Genomic DNA, 24119 nt, shown 5'->3' with positions numbered 1-24119 from the left:
TTTACAATGCCTTTATGGCCCTTCATGTTCACTTAGTAGAGCACATATTTCTTCCACTTTAAGTTTATAATGTTCCGCTAAATCTTCAATTTTTATTTTGCTACCAGTTAGTAAACCAGAGTAAGGATAATCCTCTTTAATTTCTTTAATAATTCTATAACTATCGGTTCTACATACATTTAATATTATCTGAACATCAGCGGCCCTAAGTATTAATTTCATAATTTATTTATTTAAAAAATGATAAGCATAGTGTATTTTTCCATTTTTTATTACAACACACAACGCAATTAGTTAACTAGTTGAAAATAAGATAAATAAAAGATGGTCATTGTTGTAATTCCGTTGTAAATGGCTACAACATTTACAACGGAAATATTTCCGATTTTTACAACGGCTACAACGGAATTACAACGGAATTACAACAACAAAAAAACAATAATATAATGATTATAAGTATGTTAACTCGTTGTTGTAACTGTTATAAGATTTTAGGCTAATTTTCGTCTATTTGTAAAATCTAGACTGAATTTCGTAAAGTAAATTTCGTAAGTTATTGAAAGAGAATTTGTTACGGTATTTTTTAAAGAATTGCCGTTTTCCTCTTCTCTAAATCGAATAGTTTTCAAGATTTCCGTTTTATCTCTTTCTTCCAGCTTTAAGATATCTTGTAAAATCGAATCTTTATCAGGTGACTCTTTAAAATAAATTGACCTGTATTTTTGTTTATACAAAGGGAAAATGGACGGCAATCTTAGATAAAGTAATTCATTTTCGAATCGAAAATGAACCCCTTCTTGAATTTGGAAATTCTCGAATAAAACTTGGAGTATCCCGAAAAATTCTGATAACACTGAATTCTCTTGCTGTATTTCTCTCTGGGCTCTTATATACTTCTCTCCAATATTTACAAACTCGGTAAGGATATCATTCTCATCAGTATATTCACATAGCTCAATCTTACCTATTTTTTGAAGGATCAAAGCACAAGTCATGGTTTGAGCCATATTACTGAATAAACGCTCAGGAATATTTTCGTTTTGAAAACGTGATTCTAGCTCCAATGACAGTTTTTTAAACTCTGAATCATATTTTTCTATGATTAGCTGCCTATGCCTCAAAAGTTCAACTGTGATGCAACCCAATCCTTGCTGTTCAAAGCGTTTCATAGTGGCAAATCCCATTTTCTGTTCATGTGTCTTTTCTTTGTTCTCTACATGTACAAGTAAGCATCTTGAAAAGAAAATATCATTTGAAGGGATATAATTGCTTGTAAGAGCCAATGCAGAATGGATCTCGATACTATCTGTATCAGTTTTACTTTTTGATTGATCTGGCGTTTTATGGTATCCAGCATTATCGTAGGCCGCTTGTAAAAGGCCTTCATGCGGAAACTCATTGTGAAATTCATCCATCCAAATCAAAGAGTTGGCGGATTGACTCATTAGTTTCACCAATGCTGCTTCCGTATTTTTTGACTTCAGATTTATATCTTCTTGTTGAAAGCCAAAAAGACATGTTAGGCTTCGAATAATGCTGCTTTTACCAGTACCAGCTGATCCTTTCAGGAACAGAATGGGAGAAGAGCCTTTATGATTAATAACGACGTCTCTGAATAAAGCCATGATATAAAAGCAAACTGGCACAAATGCCTTTTCCTGGGTATGTGTTTTGGAGTATTCAACATACCACTGATTAAAGGTTATTTCGTTTTCTGTTAGTTCGAACCTCCGTTTCATTTTATGATTACTTAAAGGCATGGAGAGGCAGAAATCATCAGGATTAACTATACTAAAGTTGTCAGGTATTAGCAGTTCACCGTTTTTAGATAATGCTTTGTTCGAAAAGAAAAATGTCTCAGACTCTTTATGAAAACCAAATCGAGTGATTTTCTTAGCAGTATTAAAAGGGGTTGAAAACAACAATGAGTGTAATTCTGAGATGTGGTTGTCATTGGCCTTAAAACTTAGTCTTTTGGTCGCCAAGATTGTCTTCATCTTTTTTGCTGAACAAAAGTCTTCGTGAGAAATCTCGATGAATTCTGATGGTCTTCCCTTGATTTTTACCTCAATTATCCAAGAAATTTCTTCATTATCATCTTTCGTTTGATATTTGATGAAAATATGAAAATTATCTGCAATTACTTCCCAATTATTCCTAGTTTTTATCCAGATAGATGTATTTTTTCTGTAATCTACACTGTTGTTTTTCAAATGTTCTTCTTCAACTGTTTCTACAATATGTGAAATTTTGTTTATTTCTTGATGTAATGAAGGCTTATTCCCAACCTCAAGTGAATCAGCTATATCAAAGCCGTCCTCCCTCGAAGGAAATAGGTCTACGATATGAAAATTAAACGTTTCCGAATGTAAATTATTGATACTTGAGTTTTTTCTACCAGCATTATCAGCATCACAAAGCCAATAAACCTCTCTACCTTCCAAAACCTTCACTTTGTCAAGTGTTAAGCCATTGCAAGAGCCACAAGCGACCCAATCATAATCAGGATAGTAGAATGAGCCAATAACTTTTGACTTCTCTGATTCGACAATTATTACTTTGCGTTTTTTTTCAGGATCTAATAATTCTTCACCAAAAAGGCAAACGCTGAATTTTTTCGTTTCACCATTAGGTTGACTGAGATAGTGATTGACTTTTTTGACTTTATCTCTTTTGCCCTCTGGATTATAGCTGATCTTTTTAACATTAGTTATATGTCCATTTATATTACGGTGTATAAATGTAGTATTTCCATTTTCATCGGTGCCAACTCCTTGTTTTTTGAAATGTTCTAATGGAATTCCTATCTTATTCCAATGTTTATGTAAGTTGCTTTCTTGATTTTCATTCCAAAAGGTAATTCTAGCAACTAGTTTTTGATCAGGAAATATGTATTCCACTTTAGCAATTTTCTTTTTGACGGGTGCAATAAATGTAACATCTTTGCTAGGTTTACTGTGATATCCGCATGAATTTGTTCTTTCGCATTTTCCGAATTCAGTGCTTAATCTTTCACCATTTTGATCTTGGTAGTACCTAAACTGATTTTTTTCTCCGCAGGCAGGGCAAGTACCCTTTTTATTAGGGTGTTTTTCGAATTTGTATTTGTAATCAACCATGGATATTTAAAATAGGATATGATTTAAACACTTTTTTAAATAATCCCTTTGGCTTTAAAGAATTTCTTGAGAAACTAGGTTTCTTATTTGGGTTTTTTAGTAAATACCTAGTTTTTGAGCCATAGGATAGACGATCCTCGGCTAACCGAGGTTTGTTTTTTAAGCAGAATTTCATACTTTTGTTTTGTTAAGATAGTGATGATCAATAGAAATGAGCATTATTATAGCCGACATGGTCCAACATGCCGGCTTTTTTATGCACCTCCCTTTTTAGAAAAAGTCTTTTGGGAATAGTTTCCGTAAATCTGCAGTAGAAACATAAATTTTCCCTCCTATTTTTTCAGTGCGGAAAAGTCCTGCTCTTTTGAATTCTTCAAATTTTGACCTTGACCAACCCATTTTTTTGCAAACTTCACTTGGTTGGGCAGTTTCAGGAATCCTGGGTTCGGGTGGTTTTAAAAAGTGGTTTTCAATAATTTTAAATCTATCCTCAAGGATAGATGCCAGATATTCAATTTCTGGACTAATGGCAGTTTTTTCTGATTGATTTTGGTGCATAAAAAATTTGTTATTATTTGATATGCGAAGGTAATACTAAAAAGTTGTAATGGTTACAACATTTTAGTATTGCTAAAAATAATTGCTAAATTAGACTCTGGATCGAATTTAATAAGCTTTATTACTCCTTATAAGAGCATCAAGCTCTAGAAGAAACTCACTATGTTCTTTTGAAGATTGTTTGTCAGAAAATGATTTGGAGAAATCTAAAAATAGTAGGTCTACCTCAGTTGCTCCAAAACTGTCATATAGGGTGCTTTCTGATTTGAAAGTTGCATATTCGATATTAAAAAACCAAATTAGAGAATTATATTCTTTTTCAAATTTTCCCCAGATATTGTTTCCTAATTTTAAGAATGTTAAAAGCTGATATGCATTAAAGTTGGTTGAGAGCAAATCAAAAGTGATTTCGTTTAGGTTATTGTTCTTGGAAAATAATTCCATTTTTGATAGTAATATTCTATTAACAACAGAGGGCAATTCATATTGCCCGAAATTGAAGTCGTGAAAAATTTGATTAATATCAAAATTTTCAATGCCCATTTGAAAAGGCTCTGAGTATCGGTTTGTTTCTGTTAAAACGTTGTTGTAAATTCTGTTAATTAAGTAGGTAAGGAATAGTGCCTCTCTGGTTAATAATTTCCAATTTTGTTCTGTTAACTGCTCGAATTCAATCTTTGAAAGTATTAGATTCGTATTACTTTTTAATTTAACAGATTGTCTGTTAAAAATAATTCTGTAATAAACGGGATATCTTTGATTACCATTTCCGTCATCACCTACTGGAAACAAATAAGTATTCAAGTAATGTTTTATTGAGACTTTCTTTTTGGTTCTATTAATTAGGTCAACTAATTCATTGTCATTTAGTACTTCAATCATCGGTACCTTTTCCGATGGATTTAAATATTTTTTGTAATCCTTCATTTTGAATTTGTTCTACTAAGTGAACATATTTGTCCGTCTGGTCCCTTTTGCTGTGCTGTAATTGCTTTTGCACTAGTTTATCGTCACCGGATAGCATATATAACGTTGTACCAAAGGTATCTCTAGAAGCCTTAAAATACAAACCTCTATGAACATTTGCCATTTCAGCAATTACTTTCAGGCTTCTGTTCACTTTTGGGTTATTCATGCCTTTGAATAGCTTTTGATTGCCAGTTTTTGGTAAATATTTCTTAATAATTTTTTCAGGTTTGCCATCAAATAGTAAATACAGCGGTCTTGACCCAATTTTATTAGTTTTATTCGCTCTGAATTTAAGAATTAAACCATTTTCAGTTTCATTGAAATTGTCTGCAGTAAGTGCAAAACAATCTGAATACCTGAGTCCTGTATAGCATCCAAATAAAAACATGTCTCTTGCCATTTCGAGATCTTTATAATTACGAATAGGTTCCTCAAATATTAGATTTTCGACTCTTTGTCTTTCTTCGGGAAGCAAAAAAATGGTATCAGTTTCTTCTATGGTAAGTTTATAATTTTTGTATGGATTCTTATTTTCAGGAAATAGGTCTTGCTTTATAGCTAGGTTGATATATTTCCGAACTTGCCTATGATATTTTTCTATTGTATTTGTTCTTAGGTTTTTCTTTTGACGAAGGAAAATCTCAAAATCCTGAATTAGTTGGTAGTTCAAATCCTCAAATTGAATTACTTTTTTGAATTCTGTCAGCTTTTTCAACGTATTAATTTGGTTAACCAATGTTACTCTTTTTAGTTGAGACTCTTTGGTTAGTTGCATTTTAAAAAACTCGGAAAAGGAAATTTTAATAATCTCAGGTTCTTTTTTCTTTGGTTTTAAATATATATCAAAATTTGATAAGTGGAAGCTATCATTTTGCAGTCTGTATTGAGTTTCAAAATCTTCTAATTTGTCAATTAGTTTTCGAATAGACCTTGCTTGAACTGGGTCTTTAGGTTGATTTTTTTTAAAGTCCCATTCATTTTCTTTAAGATATAATCTTGTTGTGAAGTATTTCCTGGAGCCATTGTAGTATGCTCTAATTTGAACTAGACCTTTTTCTTTTTTCTTGGTACTAATTTCCTTCTTAATGTCAAAGACGATATCATAATTAACTTTCATATTCCAAATATTATTGTTTTAAATAACAAACCTATGGAAACAAAAGCCAATTAAAGTGAGTAACAAACCAGTAACAAAAATTATGGTAACATATGGTAAAACATACTAAGAGAAGGGTCGGGAAACGTAGCAAAAACGGCTTAAAAACAAAAAAAGCACTCAAAATGAGTGCTTTTTGCGGTCTGGACGGGACTCGAACCCGCGACCCCCTGCGTGACAGGCAGGTATTCTAACCAGCTGAACTACCAAACCGTTTGCGTTTCTCTTAAACGTGGTGCAAAGATAAGGGCTTAATTTTTATTGTCAATACTCTTTGCGAAAAAAAATTATGGATTTTTCTAAAGTATTTTCTAAGCTATTTAAAATTAAGCCCTTAGGTTTTTACTTTTTTACAACTATTTTTACTTTTAGTTTTATTTCGTCCATTTCTACCTCCACAGCATCCGAAACTGCATTAGTAATTTCTAATTCTAAGGCTTGTACTTCAGTAGAAATATAAGATTTGAAATTATTTACCGCTGTCGATACTTCCTTGTTCGTATTTTCTAATTGAATTGCGATTTTATCGGTTACCTCAAAACCACTTTCTTTTCTTAGGTTCTGGATTCTGTTGACAAAATCTCTGGCAATGCCTTCTTGCTTAAGCTCTTCGCTGAGGTTGATGTCTAAAGCTACCGTTATACCGCCTTCTACGGCTACAAGCCAGCCTGGAATGTCTTCAGTGAGTATTTCAACATCACTCAATGCAAGTTCGAATCCGTTGAGGTTGATATTGCCAGTCTTTTCAAGCGATTTAAGCTCATCGGCATTCATGTTTTGAATGGTATCGGCCACTGCCTTCATATCTTTGCCAAACTTTGGTCCTAATGATTTGAAATTGGCCTTTACTTTTTTCTTTAAAATACCACTTTCATCATCCAAAAACTCCACACTTTTTACATTTACCTCCGAAAGTATGATAGAGGTAATGTGTTCAATTTGGGCCTTCACTTTTGCCGAGGTAGCCGGAATGAGTATTTTTTGTAATGGCTGACGAACTTTCAAGCTACTTTTCTTTCTCAAGGCATGCACCATTGAACAGATGTTTTGGGCCAAAGTCATTGCTTCTTCCAGTTCAGAATCTACCCAAAATTCATCGTAGGTATGCCATTCTGAAAAATGCACCGATTCGTGTCTGAATGGCGTATTTTTTTCAATTGATTCTTGTCTGACTTGATCTGTAAGGTTCTTATACAACCAATCGGCATAGAAAGGAGCTATTGGCGACATCAATTGTGCTACGGCAGCCAAGCAGTGCTGCAGAGTTTGGTAAGCCGCACGCTTGTCTTCGGTCATTTCACCCTGCCAAAAACGTCTTCTATTGAGTCTTACATACCAATTTGACAAATCATCACAAACAAAATCTTGTATCAATCTACCGGCTTTAGTTGGGTTGTAGGCGTCAAATTCTTCTCCCACCTCTTTTACAAGTGTGTACACTTTCGATATTATCCATCTGTCTAGTTCCGTAAGTTTTTCTTTCGGTACTCTGTCGAACTGCTCCAGTTGGTAGTTGTCCAGATTGGCATACAGTGCAAAGAAATTGTAGGTATTGGTCAGGGTGCCAAAAAATTTCCTTTGAACTTCCTGAATACCGTCAGAATTGAATTTGAGGTTGTCCCAAGGTTCGGCATTGGTAATCATGTACCAACGCGTTGGGTCGGCTCCGAATTTTTTAAGAGTATCAAAAGGGTCTACTGAGTTACCCAATCTTTTCGACATTTTATTGCCGTTTTTGTCCAAAACCAATCCCGTAGAAACTACGTTTTTGAAGGCTACAGAATCAAAAAGCATTCCTGCTATGGCATGAAGTGTAAAAAACCAACCGCGTGTTTGGTCTACACCTTCAGAGATAAAGTCGGCAGGGAAAGTAGTGCCCAAGCCCCCAGTGGGAGTTTTAGTATTTGAGCCCCCTTCGGGGGTTTGTTGGCTAAATGGATAATGCCATTGAGCGTAAGGCATGGCCCCAGAGTCAAACCAAACATCTATGAGGTCAGCTTCACGAACCATTACTTTGCCCGAGGTTGAAACCAAATATATTTCATCAACGTACGGGCGATGGAGGTCGAATTTATCCGTATCTAGATTTGCCAAAAACGCCTTATTCTTCTCCAACTGCTCCGCCGATAATTTACCTGACGAGTTAGCCATTTCCACGCTGTCCAGCAGTTCTTTTACTGAACCTATGCATACTTCCTCGTCATCTTCGCTTCTCCAAATAGGCAAAGGCGTTCCCCAGTATCTCGATCTTGAAAGATTCCAATCCACCAAGTTTTCTAGCCAATTGCCAAACCTACCCGAGCCAGTACTTTCTGGTTGCCAGTTGATGGTTTTGTTAAGTTCTACTAACTTTTCCTTTGCGGCTGTTGTTCTTATAAACCAAGAATCAAGCGGATAGTATAGAACTGGTTTGTCTGTTCTCCAACAATGTGGATAAGGGTGATCGAACTTTTGAACGTTGAAAGCTTTGTTTTCGGTTTTTAACTTTATCGCTATTCTTTCGTCTACCGAAAGATATTTATCTCTATTCTGTTTTACTTTTTCTGCTTCTAATTCTTGCTCGGTGTAGTATGCTTCTTTTACATATTCCAAAGCAAAGTCGGTTACTTCGGCCACAAATCTTCCCTTTCGGTCCACCAAAGGCATTTCTTTTCCACTTTCATCCAAAACCATTATGGCAGGAATGCCGTGCTGCTGAGCCACCCTAAAGTCGTCGGCACCAAAAGTAGGTGCGGTATGAACCACACCAGTACCGTCTTCGGTAGTCACGAAGTCACCAATGATTACTCTAAAAGCTGAGCTCTTAGGCTGTACATAGGGCATCAGTTGCTCATATTCTACGCCATCAATTTCTGATCCTTTAAAAGTGCTCAATATCTCCCAAGGGAAAGTCTTTTTGTCTGAATTCTCAAATCCAGCAAAATCACCATCTTTGCCTTTATCCGAAAAATATTTCCCTACCAGGTCTTTTGCCAATACTACGTTTACTGGCAAAAATGTGTAGGGGTTAAAAGTCTTAACCAGTGCATATTCAATATTTTTGCCAATCGTCAAAGCGGAATTGGATGGCAATGTCCAAGGGGTAGTGGTCCAAGCCAAAATATAAACTTCTCCGTTGTTTGCAGCCTCAAAAAGAAACTCAGATTTGGCGTTCTTTGTAACTTTAAACTGTGCAGTCAAAGAAGTGTCTTTGACATCTCTGTAACAGCCTGGTTGGTTGAGTTCGTGCGAACTTAAGCCTGTTCCAGCAGCTGGCGAATATGGCTGAATGGTATAGCCTTTGTAAAGTAAACCTTTGTCGTAAAGCTTCTTAAGCAAATGCCAGATGGACTCGATGTAATCATTTTTATAAGTGATGTAAGGGTCTTCCATGTCCACCCAGTAGCCCATTTTGTCGGTCATGTCTTGCCAAATGTCAGTGAATCGCATGACTGCTTCACGGCATTTTTGGTTGTATTCGGCTACGGATATTTTCTTGCCAATATCGTCTTTGGTGATACCTAGTTCTTTCTCAACTTGTAATTCTACAGGTAAACCATGCGTATCCCAGCCTCCTTTACGCTTTACTTGGAAGCCACGGAGGGTTTTATATCTACAAAAAATATCCTTGATGGTACGGGCCATTACGTGGTGAATACCCGGCGTGCCGTTGGCAGATGGTGGTCCTTCGTAAAAATTGAACGCCGGATGCCCTTCTCTCACCTCAATAGATTTTTCGAAAATTTCGTTTTCTTTCCAAAAATCTAATATCTCGTCAGCTATTTCTGCATAATTAACCGCCTTGTACTCTGGATATCTCATCACCTAAAAATTGTACTTTACTGTTTAAAAAATTGGGTGCAAAGATACGAAAATTACTTTTAAGGAGAGAATGCAAATTGCTCAAAAAAGCATATTTATGGCATTCTGCCTTATCTATTCAAAATACTATCCTAATTTTGTGAATTAATTAGGCAGTCATTGGAAATTTTCTCCTTCATAACCATAGGCGGAACCATCGCTTTTGCGGCATCTGGTGCTTTAGCGGGTATTCGGAAAAACCTGGATATTTTTGGTGTGGCGGTGATAGCCTTTGTGACTTCATTGGGAGGAGGTACTCTTCGAGATATTCTTTTGGGACAATTTCCCGTAAAATGGCTTCTGGACACCAAAATCGTCGTTTTGATTGTCAGCGTTTCTGTTTTAACGGTCATTTTTAAAAATAAAATCAATAAACTCGATAAAACCTTGGTTTTCTTTGACACCCTAGGTTTAGGTTTTTTTACTATTAAGGGTATCGAAGTAGGGGTAGGAGCTGGGCTTAGTTGGCCTTCTTGTATAATTTTAGGAACCATTACTGCCTGTTTCGGCGGTGTGATTCGAGATATTATTTTGAACGAAATACCGACACTTTTCAGAAAAGAAATTTATGCAACTGCTTGCATATTAGGTGGTTTCCTTTATTTTTTATTAGAAAATTTCAATTTTTTGAAAGACTATAAAGAGATTTTGGTGTTCTTTGTTATAGTCTTGATAAGATTTTTGGCTATCAGAATGAATATTTCTTTACCGAATATCAAAAGTTAATTTTGACAAAACTTAAACATTATACTTCTTGAAAGTTTTTGATACACTGGTAGGTTTCGGGTATAATTTATTTATCTTTTTGGTGGATAAGCTTATCTATTTTGTACAGTTTTTTGGTCCAAAAGCAAAATTGTTTGTGGAGGGACAAAAACAAATTCCGGCAATTTTAGCAAATATAAAAACTTGGCGAGAGCAAAATCCAGACAGGGAAATTATTTGGTTTCATTGTGCTTCTTTGGGAGAGTTTGAGCAGGGTAGACCTGTTTTGGAGGCATTTAGAAGTCAAAATCCAAATGTTAGTATTCTTCTAACTTTCTTTTCTCCTTCGGGCTACGAGATACGCAAAAACTATCCTTTGGCTGACTTTATTTGTTATTTGCCGATCGATACCAAGTCAAAGGCAGAACATTTTGTGAAAATGGTGAATCCTAAAATCGCCGTCTTTGTCAAATACGAATTCTGGCCCAATACCATAAAAGCACTTCGATCAAACGACACAAAACTTATCGGAATATCGGTCATTTTAAGAGAAGGTCAAGCTTTTTTTAAGCCTTGGGGCGGTTATTTTAAAGAATTGTTGTTTTCGTTCGAACATCTTTTTGTGCAAAATACGGCAACCGCTGGTTTGTTGGAAACTATTGATTATCAAAGTTATACGGTGGCTGGGGATACAAGATTTGATAGGGTTCTGGATAATTTGGCCAAAATTCAGCCCATAGCGGGAATGGCAGATTTTGTCAAACACGACCCCGTCTTTGTGGTAGGCAGTGCATGGCCAGAGGACATGCAAGTGCTGATTCCTTTTGCTTTAAGTCATCCTCAGATAAAATTTATTATTGCCCCTCATGAGTTGCATGAAACACAAATAAAAACTTGGGCTAAAGAGCTTAGTGCCATTAAATACTCAGACTTTAAAGACAAAAAACTTCCTGAGGCTCAGGTTTTAATTATCGATAGCATAGGGCTTCTGTCGTCCTTGTATCAGTATGCACACTTTGCTTTTGTGGGTGGAAGTTTCGGAAAAGGGCTGCATAATATTTTGGAAGCGGCGGTTTTTGGGGTTCCTATATTTTTTGGGGATAGGCGTTATCACAAATTTGAAGAAGCCAAAGGTTTGATAGACAGTAAAGTGGCCTCCCCGATTAAAGATTTAAGTGAGTTCGTAGAAATATTTGAAGGTTTAGATTTAGAAAAACTTAAAAGTGTAAAAAAGGCATCCAAAGATTTTGTAAAATCTCAGTCAGGAGCTACGTATACCATTATAAAATTCTTAGCAAAAATCTGAAAGGTTGGGTATTTCTGAATTTGTGTGTATTTTGGGGGTTTAAACTATGACCCTAATGAATATTTCTATCATAGGTACAGGCAATATTGCTTGGCATCTAGCCAGAGTTTTCGAAAAACAAGAAATCAAAGTAAACGAAATATACGGCCGTGAAATAAGCAAAGCCATTCTATTGGCAGATGATTTATACGACACCCAGGCTACAGACGAGCTCGATTTTTCAGAAAGTGAATCTGAGGTGTTTTTTATTTGTGTTAGTGACGACGCTATCGAAGAAGTCTGTTCTAAAATAATTTTACCCGAAAACGCCATCTTGGTCCATACTTCTGGCTCTAGACCCATGGAGGTTATTGTGAAAACCCTCGAAATATATCATGATTTGAAAGTGAATGCAGGCGTTTTTTATCCCATTATGACTTTCTCAAAAGGCAAAAATGTCAGTTTTGAAGAAATACCGATATGTATCGAAGCCGAAAATGAAGAGACACAAAAAAAGTTGGTGGAACTTGGTAAAATCATATCAAAAGAAATTTACCTTTTAAATTCCTCCGAGCGAGCGGTTTTACATCTAGGGGCTGTGTTTTCTTGCAACTTTACCAATCACCTTTGGGCACTATCAAAGGAAATTCTAGAGGCCGAAGATTTAGATTTTGAACTCCTCAGGCCACTCATAACCGAAACTTTCAAAAAAGCCATGGCGGCCAATCATCCTGCTGATGTACAAACCGGACCGGCCATAAGAAGAGACGACACTGTTCTCAAAAATCAATTGGCATATTTGGCCGACGACGAAGACCTTGCCAAGGTTTACAAAGCCGTTTCTAACAGTATTCAAGATTGGCACGCCTGATTTTTCAAGAATCAAAATTCTAATTATTTTTTTCGGACACCCATTTATAATTTTTCTTAAAAAATTACTGAGTGGGTGTTTTTGATTTTTAACTTATTGTTGATTAGGTAGTTATGTGTTTTTTGGTTTTAAATTTTGAATTTAGTGCCGCTTAATAATTTATTCTTAAAAATAATTGTATCTTCTGTTCTTCATACAATGGCATAGATTTTGGGTAGTCAATTCATGAGATGTAGGATTATTCCCATAAAAACTACCGCTCGCTAATTAAATTATTTTATAACTAGGATTTAGTGAATCAATCGGTTCCAATAATTTGTCAGGAAAAAGCCATTGTGAAACTAACCCAAAAAACTAAACAATTATTATTTATGAAAAAGTCAATTTTGACATCAATCGCTCTTGTTTTGGTAGCTTTTGCAGCTAACGCTCAGTTATCTGCAACACACACTGTGACGGTTACAATACCAACCGTGATGGACGTAAGATTCCAGCCTTCAGGCCCTAACAACACCACATTTACCTTTGCTGATGGTGCTGAGATTGAAACTGGAAAGGAAAACCTTAATGCATCAGGTTTACAAGTACGTTCGAACAAAAACTGGAAACTAAGTGTGAAGGCTGGTCAAGCTAACTTTACTCCTTCTACTACAGTTGCTCTTGCGATGCCAGCTTCTATTCTTTCTGTAAAAAGAGGTACAGGTGCTTATTTAGGTCTTACTACTGTTGACCAAGAGTTAACAACTGGTAACAAAGGTGGATACGGAGCTAACACTTTCAATGTTGATTACAGAGCATTGCCTTCGTTTGATCACGAACCTGCTACTTACACTTTGCCAGTAGTTTACACGGTTTCGGCACAATAATTTGAATTTCAACCAGAAGGCCTTGGATTTCAAGGCCTAGGTTTTTTTCCAAATTTAATTTGAGTGGGTTTCCTAATAATTTAAAAATCAAATTTTTAAGTTAAACCAAAAAATCAAATTAAATGAAAACATTCATTACGCTTATGTTGATGAGTGCTGCCATTTTAGCCAAGTGCCAAACCACAGCATCACATCAAGTAACCGTGAATGTTTCTCAAGTGTTGGATATCAGATTTCACATAGGATTTACGCCAAATCTCAATTTTAATTTTAACACAGCCAATAGGCTCAATAACGGAATTGAAAGAATAGCTGCGGCGGCACTCCAAGTGAGGTCAAATAAAAGCTGGATGATAAGTGTAAAAGCTCAAAATCAGTTTTTTGATAAAATCCCAGCAGGTCCCAATTCTATGCCTTGCAGTATTGTTAAAATACGGAAAACATTGGCTCCGTCAGGATATTTTTCGTTAAGTACAGTTGATCAGCAACTTAGCACGGGAAATAAAGGAAACTGGGATGTTTTGGGAAACTATTTCACAATGGATTACGATATAACTCCTGGATTGAATTATGATGAAGGGACTTATACATTACCGGTAGTTTTTACTATCACCGCAAATTGATTATCTCTGGATAATCAATTTGCTTTTTTTCCTAATAAAATAAAAAAAATTGCGTGTTCTAAAAAAAATAAGGCCCCTGCTAATAGTGTGCTCATTGATAATCTCAATGGGTCTTTCGGCGTTTGGGCAAAATAGAATATCCAATGAAAAATACCAACTGACTTTTCTAAAAGACTCATTAAAAATTAATGCTGGCCAGTTCGGCTTCAACTCTTTCACGGTTTTTAATAGTTCCAACACTAAAATGTCTCTTAGCGTAAAGCTAGGCATGCCACAAGGTTGGAATCTGGTAAATCAAATAGAACCCCTGTTAGAGATTGAAGCCGGCCAATCTATTACTGTTCCGTTACGAATAGCACCATCAACCAATTCCATAGGCAATATCATCTACCCTGTGACACTTTATGTGACCAATAATTTTACAAACAATGAGGAGAGTTATAAATTTTTGACCAAAATCTCTCAACTTATAAAATGGAATGCCACCCTGCCGAATCAAATTTTAAACATTACCAAAGAAGACACGATACCTAAGTTTTCTCTGAAAATATCAAATGGAGGAAATAAAAAAGAGTTGTTTTTGGTAGATTTTAAGTCTGATTTGCGTCTCAGTCACTCTTCTTCGGGTACTCAGGTACTTCTGGCACCAGGTAGGGATACCACGCTTCAGGTATTTATAAGAAGCAAAAGTAAGATTTCAACTTCAAGCTACGTATATATTGATATCACCTCCAGAGGTGGTGTTAAACAACTGCAACAGCAGGTGTTTTTTATTTCTGATACTTATTTTGCCCATCCTTCAAAGTATGCCAATCTGACGTTAAATACGTCTTTTTTTGGTTTGAACCTTTTGCTCAATAACTCGAGATTTGGCTATTTCGAGACGGATGGGGTTTATGATTTGGGCAAAAATAGAAATTTCAACTTCAGGTATAGGTCAGGAGCGGTCAGTCTTGACGATAACTTTTCGCCAACTTTTAGGCAGTTTAACTATTTCTCAACGAAGTTTCAGGCAAGTGTCGGAAGTCAAATAGACTTTATGAATTACCAGATTGACGGTAATGGCATAAATTTAACTTTTCAGAATAGCAATTTTCAGAAGACAGAGTTGTTCGGTGTCAAGAGCCGAATTGGAAACGTAGATATGATTGGCTTTAGGAATGACCTGATGATTGGGAAAACGACCAATATGAAATCAAATGCATTGTTTGTTAGAGATAATAAGTTTGAAACAACAAACTTCTTTGGCATGCACAATTTATTTCTTCGAATTTCAAACAACCAAAGGTTGGTTTTAATTGGCGGATATAGCACCGAAAAAGCTATAAAAATAGGTGAGCTACAGTCGGGCTATTCATACGGCTACAGATATGAGGCCAATACAAAGGCCATAAATATAAAGTCGAACTATGTTTACTATAGTCCGTTTTTCCCTGGTATCACACGTGGTTTGCTGATAACCGAGCATGAAGCCCGAGCCTATGCTGGAAAACTGTATTTTGGTGCATTTGCCGACAAAAATAATAGACAACCCATTATTTACACCCAAGAAAATACTGTGGCAAATGAGGTTTTTCAATTTAGTAATCAGAGCTTCGGAGGAAAAATTGGTTTTGGATTTAGGGCTACCTCAATGGATTTTTCAGTTTCAAAAATTACATTGCTACAGGACAGTTTGAGTAATCCCAAAATGGAAGGATATAAAGGCTCACTCAATTACAATTATTCAAGAAAAAATCTGAATAATTCTGTCAACCTATCATTGACAAGAAGTTCATTGGGTGATTTTGAGAACGGGAAACAATATAATGCCATTAATGTATTTGCTAATAGCCGCTATAAAAAGCTCGGTTTAATGGCAACCTACGAGTATGGTCCAAATTATTATTTCGACTTCATATATCTTAAAAACACAGGTATATATTCGGAGCGAAAAAACTTTTCTCTTTTCTATGAAGCCAAAAATTATAATTCGAATTTTATCAACCGGATGAGTTTAGGTTACATGCAATTTTTTAAAGCTGCTGACCCTATTTTGTTGTTAAGGAATGACATAAATCTGAATATCCCAAAAATACGTGGAGGTTTAAATATCGTTGCGGCATTTGATGTTTTACGTCCAAAATCTTCTCCAAATTTGAGTTTGGTGTTCAAGAGAACCTTCAATGTACCGATGGCTATTGCTCCTAAGTACCACAGTATTAGGTTGTTTTTGTTTAAAGATGAAAATGGCAACGAGATTTTCGACAAAGGGGAGGAACCTATTGAAAACGCCAATCTTGTGATTAACGGCAATAATGTTTTGACCAACAAAAATGGCTTTGCTTCTTACAAAAACTCAGACAAAGGAGAGCATATTGTGGACTATAGAAATGTTCGTAATTTGAAAGGGTGGATTGCCAGTAAAGGTGTGAGAGATACCATAATGCTCTCGGGAAATGTAAATATTGGGGTGCCATTTAAGAAAAGTAAAATGATTAGCGGCAGGGTGGTATTCAATAAAGAATATGCCACTGATGCACCTCCACCATCGCTCAATGGCGTATTGGTGGTGGCCGTAAACCGCAAGGGTGAAATATTCAAGGCTATTACAGACTTCCAAGGTGAGTTTTTCTTCAACCTGAACGACGATATCTACAATATTCAGATTCCTGATAATATTTTTGGAGAAACGCTTTTAATTGAAAAAAGTATCAAAACGGTAGACTTAAGAAATGCCAGCTCTAGTAATTTAGAATTCAAGATTTTACAGAAAAAACGTAAAATCAATATTAAGAAACAGTAGGTATTTATTGCGGAGAAACCGTAAAAATAACCACAAGTGTAAAACTTCCCCCGTCGAAATTTAAACCTGGAGTAGCTTTGAGATCTAGATTAAATTGGTTCTGACCATTTGTACTGCTACCTCTCCCTCCTGTTGCCAACGATACGGGGTTTTGAGCAACAGAAATAAATGAACTGGTGTTGGATTTTCGTAAACCCAAAATGCTCGAAGGTAAAAGTGTTTGAGAGTCAGGGCCTAACGCTAAAAAGTTGGGCGTTAATGATGAAACGCTCAGGTTCCAGTTCTGGTTGGTTTTGATTTCTACATTGAAAGCATTGGGTTTTGTTATACCTTGTTCCATCTGCTCCGTACTATTAAATTTGAAATCAATATTTTGAGATTTATTGATTTTCATCGAAATAAAAGACTTAACAGATAAACGAGCAGAAACCGGCTGACTAATACCTTGTCCATAGGAAAGCCTACCATTTAGAAAAGTCGAAAAGACGGTAATTAAGATGAATATTTTTTTCATTGTTCGGTTATCGTGAAAATGATAGAATAATCATAGTTTTCGGGTGCAATAGTGTAGCCAATTGGATTCAAAATTAGGTCAAAGTCGAAGGCAATTGGTCTTGTTATTCTGCTGTTGTAGGCCAACACCGTTATGTCTGAAAACGTTAGGTTTCTCGGCTGAAAATAAGAACTCGATATAGTAACAGGAGAGTAGTTAACTTTCACACCAAAAGGATTTTGTGGAACCGAACTCATCAGTACATTGGCAGACGGTTGGATGCGTCCATAAATGAAAATACCCCTGTTTCTAGACGAAACGGTAAGTTTAAAAGCTTTTTGAATAGTTCTAGAGGTTTCAAAATCACTTTCTTTTGAATAATCAAAGTTTAGTGACGAACTTTGTACTGAAAGGGTGAGATTTTGGGCATGAACTTTGTTACATACAAAGGAGACATTAATCAGCAAAAAACACGTTAATGTCTTGAATAAAATTGAGACTTTACTAAATAAAACTTTATTAAATGAGACGTATTTCGTACACATTCCTAATTTCTTTAACGAGTTTTTTTTCTTTCGGGCAGCAAATTAACATAAATCCTTCAATTATCAATTTCCACTTAGGTAATCCGGGAGCTTCTGAAAACCAAACTATCACCATAACTAATAATTCAGCGGAGCTTCAAGCATTTGAAATTAACCTCGGAGATTGGACTCGTACCGAAACTGGGAGTCATCAATATTTTGCACCAAATACCCAACCTTACTCTTGTGCAAGTTGGGTAAGATTAAATAAAAACTTTATTGAACTCAAGCCCGGTGAGATGGAGGAAATTGTAGTTACTTTACAAGCACCGGAGAATCCTGAAGCTTTGGAAAAAATGAAATGGGCCATGGTTTTTATTCAGGGTGCTACACTGAAAAAACCAGAAGCTAACGGCCCGCAAGAGATTAAAACATTTATAAATGAGATAGTTAGAGTGGGAGTGCATTTGTACCAAACACCTTTCAATTTATCTAAACAGGCCATTAAAGCAGTGTCGCTGAATCCAAGTAAGGATGAAAAAAATACTTTTGATTTTATGATTGAAAACGACGGCAACGTCATGACCATGGTAAAAGCCCATGTTGAACTCACCAACATTACCACGGGCGAAGAATTGGTAGCACCCAATGCTGATTTTCCTTTGTTTCCTTATGGCAAAAGAATTATTAAACTTGACTTACCCAAAGACATCAAACCAGGTAAATATTCGCTTTTGGCCATTGCAGATTATGGCGATTCTAATCCGCTAGAAGCTATAGAGAAGGTGATAGAAATAAAGTAAGTCGCACTTCAAGAATACTTCCTTTATATAAAATCGAATACTTCACATTGGCGGAGTATTCGATTCTTTTTTTATTTCTGCCCTAAATCGTCACAATACTTCACAATAGGGTGGTTATGAAGTGGAAGATGCGTAATTGGTAAATTAAAAATCAAAAATATTCCTTTGCTGTTTAAATTAGTTTTTAATTTGTAGTCCAATAAAATTATAGATGCTTCCTAAAGTAATTGCAATTTCGAATCAAAAAGGTGGAGTGGGTAAAACCACCTCCGCGGTGAATATATCGGCAGGTCTGGCTGCTCGCGGTTACAAGGTGTTACTAATCGATACCGACCACCAAGCCAGTTGCACGGTGGCGTTTGGTCTTAAGTCTGAGTACGACAACAAAAGCATTTATGCGGCCTTGGTCGGTCTCAGCCCTATTCAAGATTGTATTATACGTACAGGTTATCCCAATCTAGACCTTATACCGTCTACGCCACATTTGGTGGGAGCCGAGATAGAATTGGTCAATTTTACAGAAAGAGAATATATCCTCACTGAAAAACTTGAACCTATTAAACCTCTGTACGATTTTATTTTTATCGATTGCCCTCCGTCATTGGGTATTGTGCCTATTAACAGTCTTATGGCTTCTGATTCCGTGATAATCCCGTTGCAATGTGAGTATTTTGGGATTGAAGGATTAGAACTCATACTCGGAACTCTCAAGATTATCCAGAAAAGACTAAAACCCGAACTTTACGTTGAAGGTATATTGCTCACCATGCACGACGAAGACAATGACCTCTCCAATCAAATTTTGGGCTTGATGAGAGAGAACTTCAAAGATCAGGTTTTTGATACCTATATTCCTCGTGACATGGCCTTTATTGACTCAACCGCCAAACAAGTTCCGGTGATTTTGTCTAAAAAGAAATCTATCGGAGCAAATGCCTACGATAGAATGATTTTAGAGTTTTTGGAAAAGTATAATCTGAGGAAAAATAAAAGATGAGTTTTGGATAATAGACACTGTATTTTTAAAAGAATACAGGCAAAACGAACGGTCGGATACCAAATCTTTTCACCCCGAAATTGACTGAGGAGTAGTCATAGACTAGGTTAGCACCTAAGCCAATTTTAAAACCGAATAGTTTTATTTTGACGATATTTCTGATACTGAGAGATGCTTCAAAAACACCTGATTTAATGTCTTTAAGTGGTTCTTCGTTTATGATAGGAGCTGTTTGAGTGAGTTTTCCAATAGCGATTTTGTTGCCTATCATAAATTCGGGTTGAAACCATGAGCTGTTTGGCTTCCAAATACTTTTCTCGAAGTCATGAAAAGCAGAAAATGACACATAGTTGTTGTATCCCAACTCAGCCGTATTGAGCATTTGGAATCCCTCCTTGCTGTTGCTTCCCCAAATGTTTAATGGTACCGACAGGTTATTAAAAAGGTATTGAAAAGGTAAAACTCCCCATGAATTTCCGGCTGATAAGACGGTCATGGTTTTTCCTATTTTCTTTGTTCTTATCTGGTGAGATATGACCAAATTGGCTTTCCAGAAATTCTCATGATATACCTTCCGACTATCGAATCGGCTAATATTGAGCCTTATAATTGGGAAATAAGGGTTCAGTACTTTTTCGAAATAGCCCGTTCTGGTCATGGTTTCTTTTCTTGCAAACCTAAAACTGAGCCCTGTATGTAGGTAATCTGTTACTGCGTTCTCTGTTAATTTATAACTGACAGGCGTTCTGATTTCTCTTTCATGAAAGACCTTCACCTGTGTCCAATTGAATGGTTTAAAATATGCCGCTAAACCTATTTTTTTATAATTATCCAATAAGTATTCACCCGAACCAAGATTTAATCCCAATCTTTGTGGTAAAACATAATTGGCAAAAAGCAATGGATTTTGCCCCGGTCTTCGGAGGTCGTTTCCGCCGTATATTTCGATTTTGTTGTAGCGGTCTTTGGTAAAGTGATAGCTCAAAATGCCTTCATATTTAAGTTTTTGATCCTCGAGGCCGTAAGCAGAACCTAGGTAAACTCGCCACCTGGGTGTTCTTTGTATATCATTCTGTATTCCTAAGCCTAACCTTAGGCCTTCATGCTGGTTGTAGTCCAGTTGGTTATAGAGTAAAAAAAATGGACCCACCATTAAGCCGTTATTGATGGCCGTATTAAACAGGGCCATTACGGGTACAATTACCTTTTGGGTGAATAATTTTTTGTTGGCCATCTCTGCTTTCTTGTACAGCAGCTCTTCTTTGGGCAGCAACTGCACCGCACGCATTTTGTCAAATTCTGACTTTGAAATCGTATCCGCTTTAGGCATAACCAGGCGATTGGTGCCATCAAAGGTTACTTCGTTTTGGCTGAAATCTGTTGTAAAATCAGAGAAATAGTCCTCTATTTGGTAGGTTAATTTTAGGTCTTTTTTGTCAATTTTTAGTAGATAATCTAAGCCCAGTAACCTGAATTTTGGATGCCATATTCCTTTAGTTTTTTGATAATTTTGTTTGATGACAAACTGCATTGTTTGCAAAGAATCCGCATTGGAGGCATGTACTTCCTCAATGGCATAGCCGTCTGAATTTATTCGCAATAGTCCCTTGAGTCCATTAATTGAAACCGAGTTTTTGGGCTCAAAAAGTATGGAGAAAGTTGAATCAGATCCGTTGTCTAAGGTATCTATCAGGCTGAAGTTATATTGTGAGAAAGTTTTTTCATTTATTGGATTTACATAAAAACGCTGGTTTTGTAAAGCTGAGTTATCAAATACTGTAGTTAGCAGATTCAAGTTTATCTGTATCAAGGGCTCATAAAACCCCAGTGGATTTATTAGGCTATTGGTCATCAAATTGATAGGGTAGTTTTTTGGGAAACTGCTTATAGTGTGTGCAATAATATCTTTCTGACTTTTATTTTTTTGATAGAAATGTCCAAGGTTTTCCACCAGCAGTAGGCTTCTTTCTTTGTCAATGAGGCTGTCTTTAGGATTTTTACTTAGAAAACGCACTATTTCACCATTCAAGCTGATTTTGGAATAATGACTGGCCTTGAATTGTGCTATTTTTTGAGGATTATTTCTGTTGGCGTTAGCCAGAGTTAGTCTTATGATTTTCCAAGCCGGATTTTCCTCTGGTTTTACGGTTATTTCTTCCAGTTGTTTGTCTAATGGATTGAGCTTTATAACCACAAAACTATTTGGATTTACCCTGATTTCAGATCTTTCGTAACCAACACATGTAACCGTGAGCAAAGTGTTTTTGGAGAAAATCGGCAGTTTGAAATTCCCAAGCGAATCTGAGCTAACCCCTTTTAGATTTATCTTATCTTGTATATTGGCGTACTCGATTGGTCTAGAGGTGAGTGAAGATATTACAACTCCTTCTATATAAGTTATTTGTGCAAATGTTGTTTTGCAGTAAATTAAAAACAGGATAAGGATAGATTTGCCGAAAATTTTCAAATCGTACGTTTTTAGTCTTGACCTACAATCATTTCAGAGCAGAATATTCCCTTTAGATATATTCTCTAAATAAGAAAAACTACCCTCAAATTTCTTTCTTTCCACCCAAATCGTCTCACAAAAAGCTTTATTTCTGATTCTGTTCAGTTCTTTTTTCGAAAATGGAGGAGGAGCTATGAATTGAAACGGATCTTTTAGTAGAAGTGCTATCTTTTTTCCTAAAAAATTAAACCACCATTTTTTTCGGAGAGAGTTCATCAAACTACGTTTCCCTTGAGACTCTTCGTACGTTATCTTGTAAGGCAAGGTGAAAACATCTGCTTGTCCAAAGCCCTCGGTCATGCGGGTTAGTCGATCCCAAGAGATCCTATGAGATGCAGTAAAGTGCTTGAAATGGAGTAGGTTAGAGTAGTATATTTTGTAGCCAAGCAAACGCGTAATATAGCACATTTCGCTATCTGCTCCTGCGGATTGTTTGTTTCCAACTCTACCTTCCAGAAACGGTTTCCAGTTGAGTCTAAACAAAGTATCATAAACGTTTTTGCGGACACTCAGGCCTGCACCCGGCACTATGGCATATTCTGTAATGTCTGTGAAATCGCCTTCATATAGCCTACCGATGGCGAACGCATGTTGGTTATCTGAGAACCATGCGGCTGGATTTTCTTCAAATTCACCAGTTCCAGCACAGCCAATTAGTCCAATTTCAGGATTTTGGAAATAGCCGTTAATCTTAAATATCCAGTCTTCGGCTACCCAGTTGTCGTCATCTACAATACTCAGAATGTTATACTTAGCTGCTTGAATACCTCTTTTACGGGCATGAGCTTCACCAACAGTCTCTTCTAACAACACCGTCAAGGGTACAATGGGTTGATGGTTCCATACGTTTCTAGCGGTATCGGAGGTGTTATCGGTGGAGTTATTGTCTACCAATATTACCTCCCACGCTATGCCTTCGGTATTTTTCTGATTTTGAAGATACCTGAGTGTTGTCGAAATTACTTTTTCACTATTGAAACAGGCTATAATTACTGATATACCGTTCATCTTATTTGCCAAAAAGTTTGAAAAAAGCAAAATAAGTTCTCACTTCAAACGGCATTTTCTTGAGGACTTCGGTATGGTTTATGTTTTCAGTTAGAAAAAGCTTTTTTGTCCAAAATAACATCGTTTTTCTCTTTTTAAACCACGGTATTGAATTGGTTTTGAAGATGTTCAAAGCGATTTTGATACCCTCTATAAACTGTAATCCGCTTCTTTCAGACTTAAAAGAAACGTTGTCAGCGTGTCTGCGAAAGTAATTCAGACGTTTTCCTATTCTTTTGACTTGAACATCACTTATAAGTTGTACCCAAAATAGCCAGTCTCCTGTATATTTGAATTCATTAATTTGGGAGAAACTAATTTTCTTGATTAAGTTTTTCCTGAAGACAGCAGAACTGGCATTGTATATGAGATTTCCTGCCAAAAATTCGTTTTGAATGAGGTCATTTCCCTGCCAAAGGTCTTCATCAGCCTCATGGTCAGGTTCCAAAATCTTGGTGCCTTTTTCGTCGATCCAAATAGAGGGACAGAAGGCCACACCTACTTTGGGTTGATTATCTAAAATGGCTATAAGTTCTGTTAAAAATCGTTTGTCTGCAATGTCATCACTTTCAGCAATCCAGATATATTCGCCTTGTGCTCTTTGAAGTCCTTTTTCCCATTGAATAAATGTGGAGCCGGAGTTTTGGTCATTTATAACAAATTCCTTAATACGTGGGTCGTTGAGAAACTTTCGGATGTTTTCTGGGCTTTTATCTATCGATGCATCGTCAAGAATGATGAGTTCGAAATCTTTAAAGTCTTGATTTAGAATACTTTCTATTCTTTCTTCTATGTAGTCTTGGTGGTTGTAGTTCGGAAGTATGACGGTTACTTTTGGCATTAATTCTGATTTTTATACTCCTTGTTTTTATAGAAAATCAGGAAATAAGAATTTCCGATTTTTAATTATTCACAAAAATATACAATAATGTTTGATTATAAAATGAAAAAGGGGTGGCTAAATTGGTA

19 protein-coding genes and 1 tRNA gene are annotated in these 24119 nt (G+C 36.3%); 8 read left to right on the top strand and 12 right to left on the bottom strand.

Translation table 11 applies throughout. The annotated features are described in order from the left end of the window. Window positions 1–12: 12 nt before the first annotated feature. The 7 genes from EGI31_RS04875 to ileS form a co-directional block, all read right to left on the bottom strand. Window positions 13–222, bottom strand: a complete 210-nt coding sequence (locus tag EGI31_RS04875) for a hypothetical protein (protein WP_255036045.1) — start codon at window positions 220–222, stop codon at window positions 13–15. A 269-nt stretch (window positions 223–491) separates the two neighbouring features. Next, window positions 492–3119, bottom strand: coding sequence for a DUF6371 domain-containing protein (locus EGI31_RS04870; protein WP_255036044.1), 2628 nt, complete (start codon window positions 3117–3119; stop codon window positions 492–494). A 270-nt stretch (window positions 3120–3389) separates the two neighbouring features. Continuing rightward, the gene (locus EGI31_RS04865) at window positions 3390–3677 is read right to left on the bottom strand and encodes a hypothetical protein (protein ID WP_255036043.1); all 288 of its coding nucleotides are present in this window, start codon (window positions 3675–3677) and stop codon (window positions 3390–3392) included. 108 nt (window positions 3678–3785) lie between these two features. Then, window positions 3786–4604, bottom strand: a complete 819-nt coding sequence (locus EGI31_RS04860; protein ID WP_255036042.1) for a hypothetical protein — start codon at window positions 4602–4604, stop codon at window positions 3786–3788. Continuing rightward, the gene (locus EGI31_RS04855) at window positions 4552–5763 is read right to left on the bottom strand and encodes a site-specific integrase (RefSeq protein WP_255036041.1); all 1212 of its coding nucleotides are present in this window, start codon (window positions 5761–5763) and stop codon (window positions 4552–4554) included. The genes EGI31_RS04860 and EGI31_RS04855 overlap by 53 nt, the downstream gene beginning before the upstream one ends. A 178-nt stretch (window positions 5764–5941) precedes the next feature. After that, window positions 5942–6015 (bottom strand) — tRNA-Asp (locus tag EGI31_RS04850). A gap of 129 nt (window positions 6016–6144) precedes the next feature. Continuing rightward, window positions 6145–9603 (bottom strand): isoleucine--tRNA ligase, encoded by a 3459-nt coding sequence (gene ileS, locus EGI31_RS04845; RefSeq protein WP_255036040.1) that lies wholly within the window; start codon window positions 9601–9603, stop codon window positions 6145–6147. A 159-nt stretch (window positions 9604–9762) separates the two neighbouring features. Between ileS and EGI31_RS04840 the strand changes: the two genes are divergently transcribed. From EGI31_RS04840 to EGI31_RS04815, 6 genes are all read left to right on the top strand, one after another. Next, a complete protein-coding gene (locus EGI31_RS04840; protein WP_255036039.1) occupies window positions 9763–10368 on the top strand; it encodes a trimeric intracellular cation channel family protein in 606 nt (201 codons plus the stop codon). 28 nt (window positions 10369–10396) lie between these two features. Beyond that, window positions 10397–11653 carry a 3-deoxy-D-manno-octulosonic acid transferase gene (locus EGI31_RS04835; RefSeq protein WP_255036038.1) on the top strand — a complete coding sequence of 419 codons (1257 nt, stop codon included), beginning with the start codon at window positions 10397–10399 and terminating at the stop codon, window positions 11651–11653. Between the two features lie 55 nt (window positions 11654–11708). After that, window positions 11709–12503 carry a Rossmann-like and DUF2520 domain-containing protein gene (locus EGI31_RS04830; protein WP_255036037.1) on the top strand — a complete coding sequence of 265 codons (795 nt, stop codon included), beginning with the start codon at window positions 11709–11711 and terminating at the stop codon, window positions 12501–12503. A gap of 371 nt (window positions 12504–12874) precedes the next feature. Then, window positions 12875–13369, top strand: coding sequence for a hypothetical protein (locus EGI31_RS04825; RefSeq protein WP_255036036.1), 495 nt, complete (start codon window positions 12875–12877; stop codon window positions 13367–13369). 122 nt (window positions 13370–13491) lie between these two features. Then, window positions 13492–13992 carry a hypothetical protein gene (locus EGI31_RS04820; RefSeq protein ID WP_255036035.1) on the top strand — a complete coding sequence of 167 codons (501 nt, stop codon included), beginning with the start codon at window positions 13492–13494 and terminating at the stop codon, window positions 13990–13992. Window positions 13993–14086: 94 nt separating this feature from the next. Further along, window positions 14087–16777: a COG1470 family protein gene (locus EGI31_RS04815; RefSeq protein WP_255036034.1), complete on the top strand. Its 2691-nt coding sequence runs from the start codon at window positions 14087–14089 to the stop codon at window positions 16775–16777. Between the two features lie 4 nt (window positions 16778–16781). On the opposite strand, the gene EGI31_RS04810 is transcribed toward EGI31_RS04815, so the two are convergent. Both EGI31_RS04810 and EGI31_RS04805 read right to left on the bottom strand, forming a co-directional pair. Further along, entirely contained in the window at window positions 16782–17291 is a 510-nt protein-coding gene (locus EGI31_RS04810; protein ID WP_255036033.1) for a hypothetical protein, read from the bottom strand. After that, a complete protein-coding gene (locus EGI31_RS04805) occupies window positions 17288–17737 on the bottom strand; it encodes a hypothetical protein (RefSeq protein WP_255036032.1) in 450 nt (149 codons plus the stop codon). The genes EGI31_RS04810 and EGI31_RS04805 overlap by 4 nt, the downstream gene beginning before the upstream one ends. 56 nt (window positions 17738–17793) lie before the next feature. Between EGI31_RS04805 and EGI31_RS04800 the strand changes: the two genes are divergently transcribed. Both EGI31_RS04800 and EGI31_RS04795 read left to right on the top strand, forming a co-directional pair. Beyond that, window positions 17794–18597 (top strand): fimbrial biogenesis chaperone, encoded by an 804-nt coding sequence (locus tag EGI31_RS04800; protein WP_255036031.1) that lies wholly within the window; start codon window positions 17794–17796, stop codon window positions 18595–18597. A 211-nt stretch (window positions 18598–18808) separates the two neighbouring features. Then, window positions 18809–19594 carry a ParA family protein gene (locus EGI31_RS04795; protein ID WP_255036029.1) on the top strand — a complete coding sequence of 262 codons (786 nt, stop codon included), beginning with the start codon at window positions 18809–18811 and terminating at the stop codon, window positions 19592–19594. A 25-nt stretch (window positions 19595–19619) separates the two neighbouring features. Here EGI31_RS04795 and EGI31_RS04790 read toward each other — a convergent pair whose 3' ends face one another. From EGI31_RS04790 to EGI31_RS04780, 3 genes are read right to left on the bottom strand one after another with little or no spacing between them, the layout of a single operon-like run. Beyond that, the gene (locus tag EGI31_RS04790) at window positions 19620–22061 is read right to left on the bottom strand and encodes a DUF5686 family protein (RefSeq protein WP_255036028.1); all 2442 of its coding nucleotides are present in this window, start codon (window positions 22059–22061) and stop codon (window positions 19620–19622) included. Window positions 22062–22094: 33 nt separating this feature from the next. After that, on the bottom strand, window positions 22095–23111 hold the full coding sequence (locus EGI31_RS04785) for a glycosyltransferase (RefSeq protein WP_255036027.1): 1017 nt from the start codon (window positions 23109–23111) through the stop codon (window positions 22095–22097). Window position 23112: 1 nt separating this feature from the next. After that, window positions 23113–23991 (bottom strand): glycosyltransferase family 2 protein, encoded by an 879-nt coding sequence (locus EGI31_RS04780; protein WP_255036026.1) that lies wholly within the window; start codon window positions 23989–23991, stop codon window positions 23113–23115. Between the last annotated feature and the right edge of the window lie 128 nt (window positions 23992–24119).

Source organism: Lacihabitans soyangensis, assembly GCF_024343775.1.
Classification (GTDB): domain Bacteria; phylum Bacteroidota; class Bacteroidia; order Cytophagales; family Spirosomataceae; genus Leadbetterella; species Leadbetterella soyangensis.
The sequence above is the reverse complement of the archived record's forward strand: the minus strand, read 5'-3'. Positions and strand labels throughout refer to the sequence as shown.

Excerpts from the sequence above, each read along its gene's own strand:
- EGI31_RS04830 (WP_255036037.1), top strand. The coding sequence starts at position 11,709 with ATGAATATTTCTATCATAGGTACAGGCAATATTGCTTGGCATCTAGCC.
- EGI31_RS04855 (WP_255036041.1), bottom strand. The coding sequence starts at position 5,763 with ATGAAAGTTAATTATGATATCGTCTTTGACATTAAGAAGGAAATTAGT.
- EGI31_RS04795 (WP_255036029.1), top strand. The coding sequence starts at position 18,809 with ATGCTTCCTAAAGTAATTGCAATTTCGAATCAAAAAGGTGGAGTGGGT.
- EGI31_RS04825 (WP_255036036.1), top strand. The coding sequence starts at position 12,875 with ATGAAAAAGTCAATTTTGACATCAATCGCTCTTGTTTTGGTAGCTTTT.
- EGI31_RS04780 (WP_255036026.1), bottom strand. The coding sequence starts at position 23,991 with ATGCCAAAAGTAACCGTCATACTTCCGAACTACAACCACCAAGACTAC.
- EGI31_RS04875 (WP_255036045.1), bottom strand. The coding sequence starts at position 222 with ATGAAATTAATACTTAGGGCCGCTGATGTTCAGATAATATTAAATGTA.
- EGI31_RS04810 (WP_255036033.1), bottom strand. The coding sequence starts at position 17,291 with ATGAAAAAAATATTCATCTTAATTACCGTCTTTTCGACTTTTCTAAAT.
- EGI31_RS04860 (WP_255036042.1), bottom strand. The coding sequence starts at position 4,604 with ATGAAGGATTACAAAAAATATTTAAATCCATCGGAAAAGGTACCGATG.
- EGI31_RS04865 (WP_255036043.1), bottom strand. The coding sequence starts at position 3,677 with ATGCACCAAAATCAATCAGAAAAAACTGCCATTAGTCCAGAAATTGAA.
- EGI31_RS04800 (WP_255036031.1), top strand. The coding sequence starts at position 17,794 with ATGAGACGTATTTCGTACACATTCCTAATTTCTTTAACGAGTTTTTTT.
- ileS (WP_255036040.1), bottom strand. The coding sequence starts at position 9,603 with ATGAGATATCCAGAGTACAAGGCGGTTAATTATGCAGAAATAGCTGAC.
- EGI31_RS04785 (WP_255036027.1), bottom strand. The coding sequence starts at position 23,111 with ATGAACGGTATATCAGTAATTATAGCCTGTTTCAATAGTGAAAAAGTA.
- EGI31_RS04820 (WP_255036035.1), top strand. The coding sequence starts at position 13,492 with ATGAAAACATTCATTACGCTTATGTTGATGAGTGCTGCCATTTTAGCC.
- EGI31_RS04870 (WP_255036044.1), bottom strand. The coding sequence starts at position 3,119 with ATGGTTGATTACAAATACAAATTCGAAAAACACCCTAATAAAAAGGGT.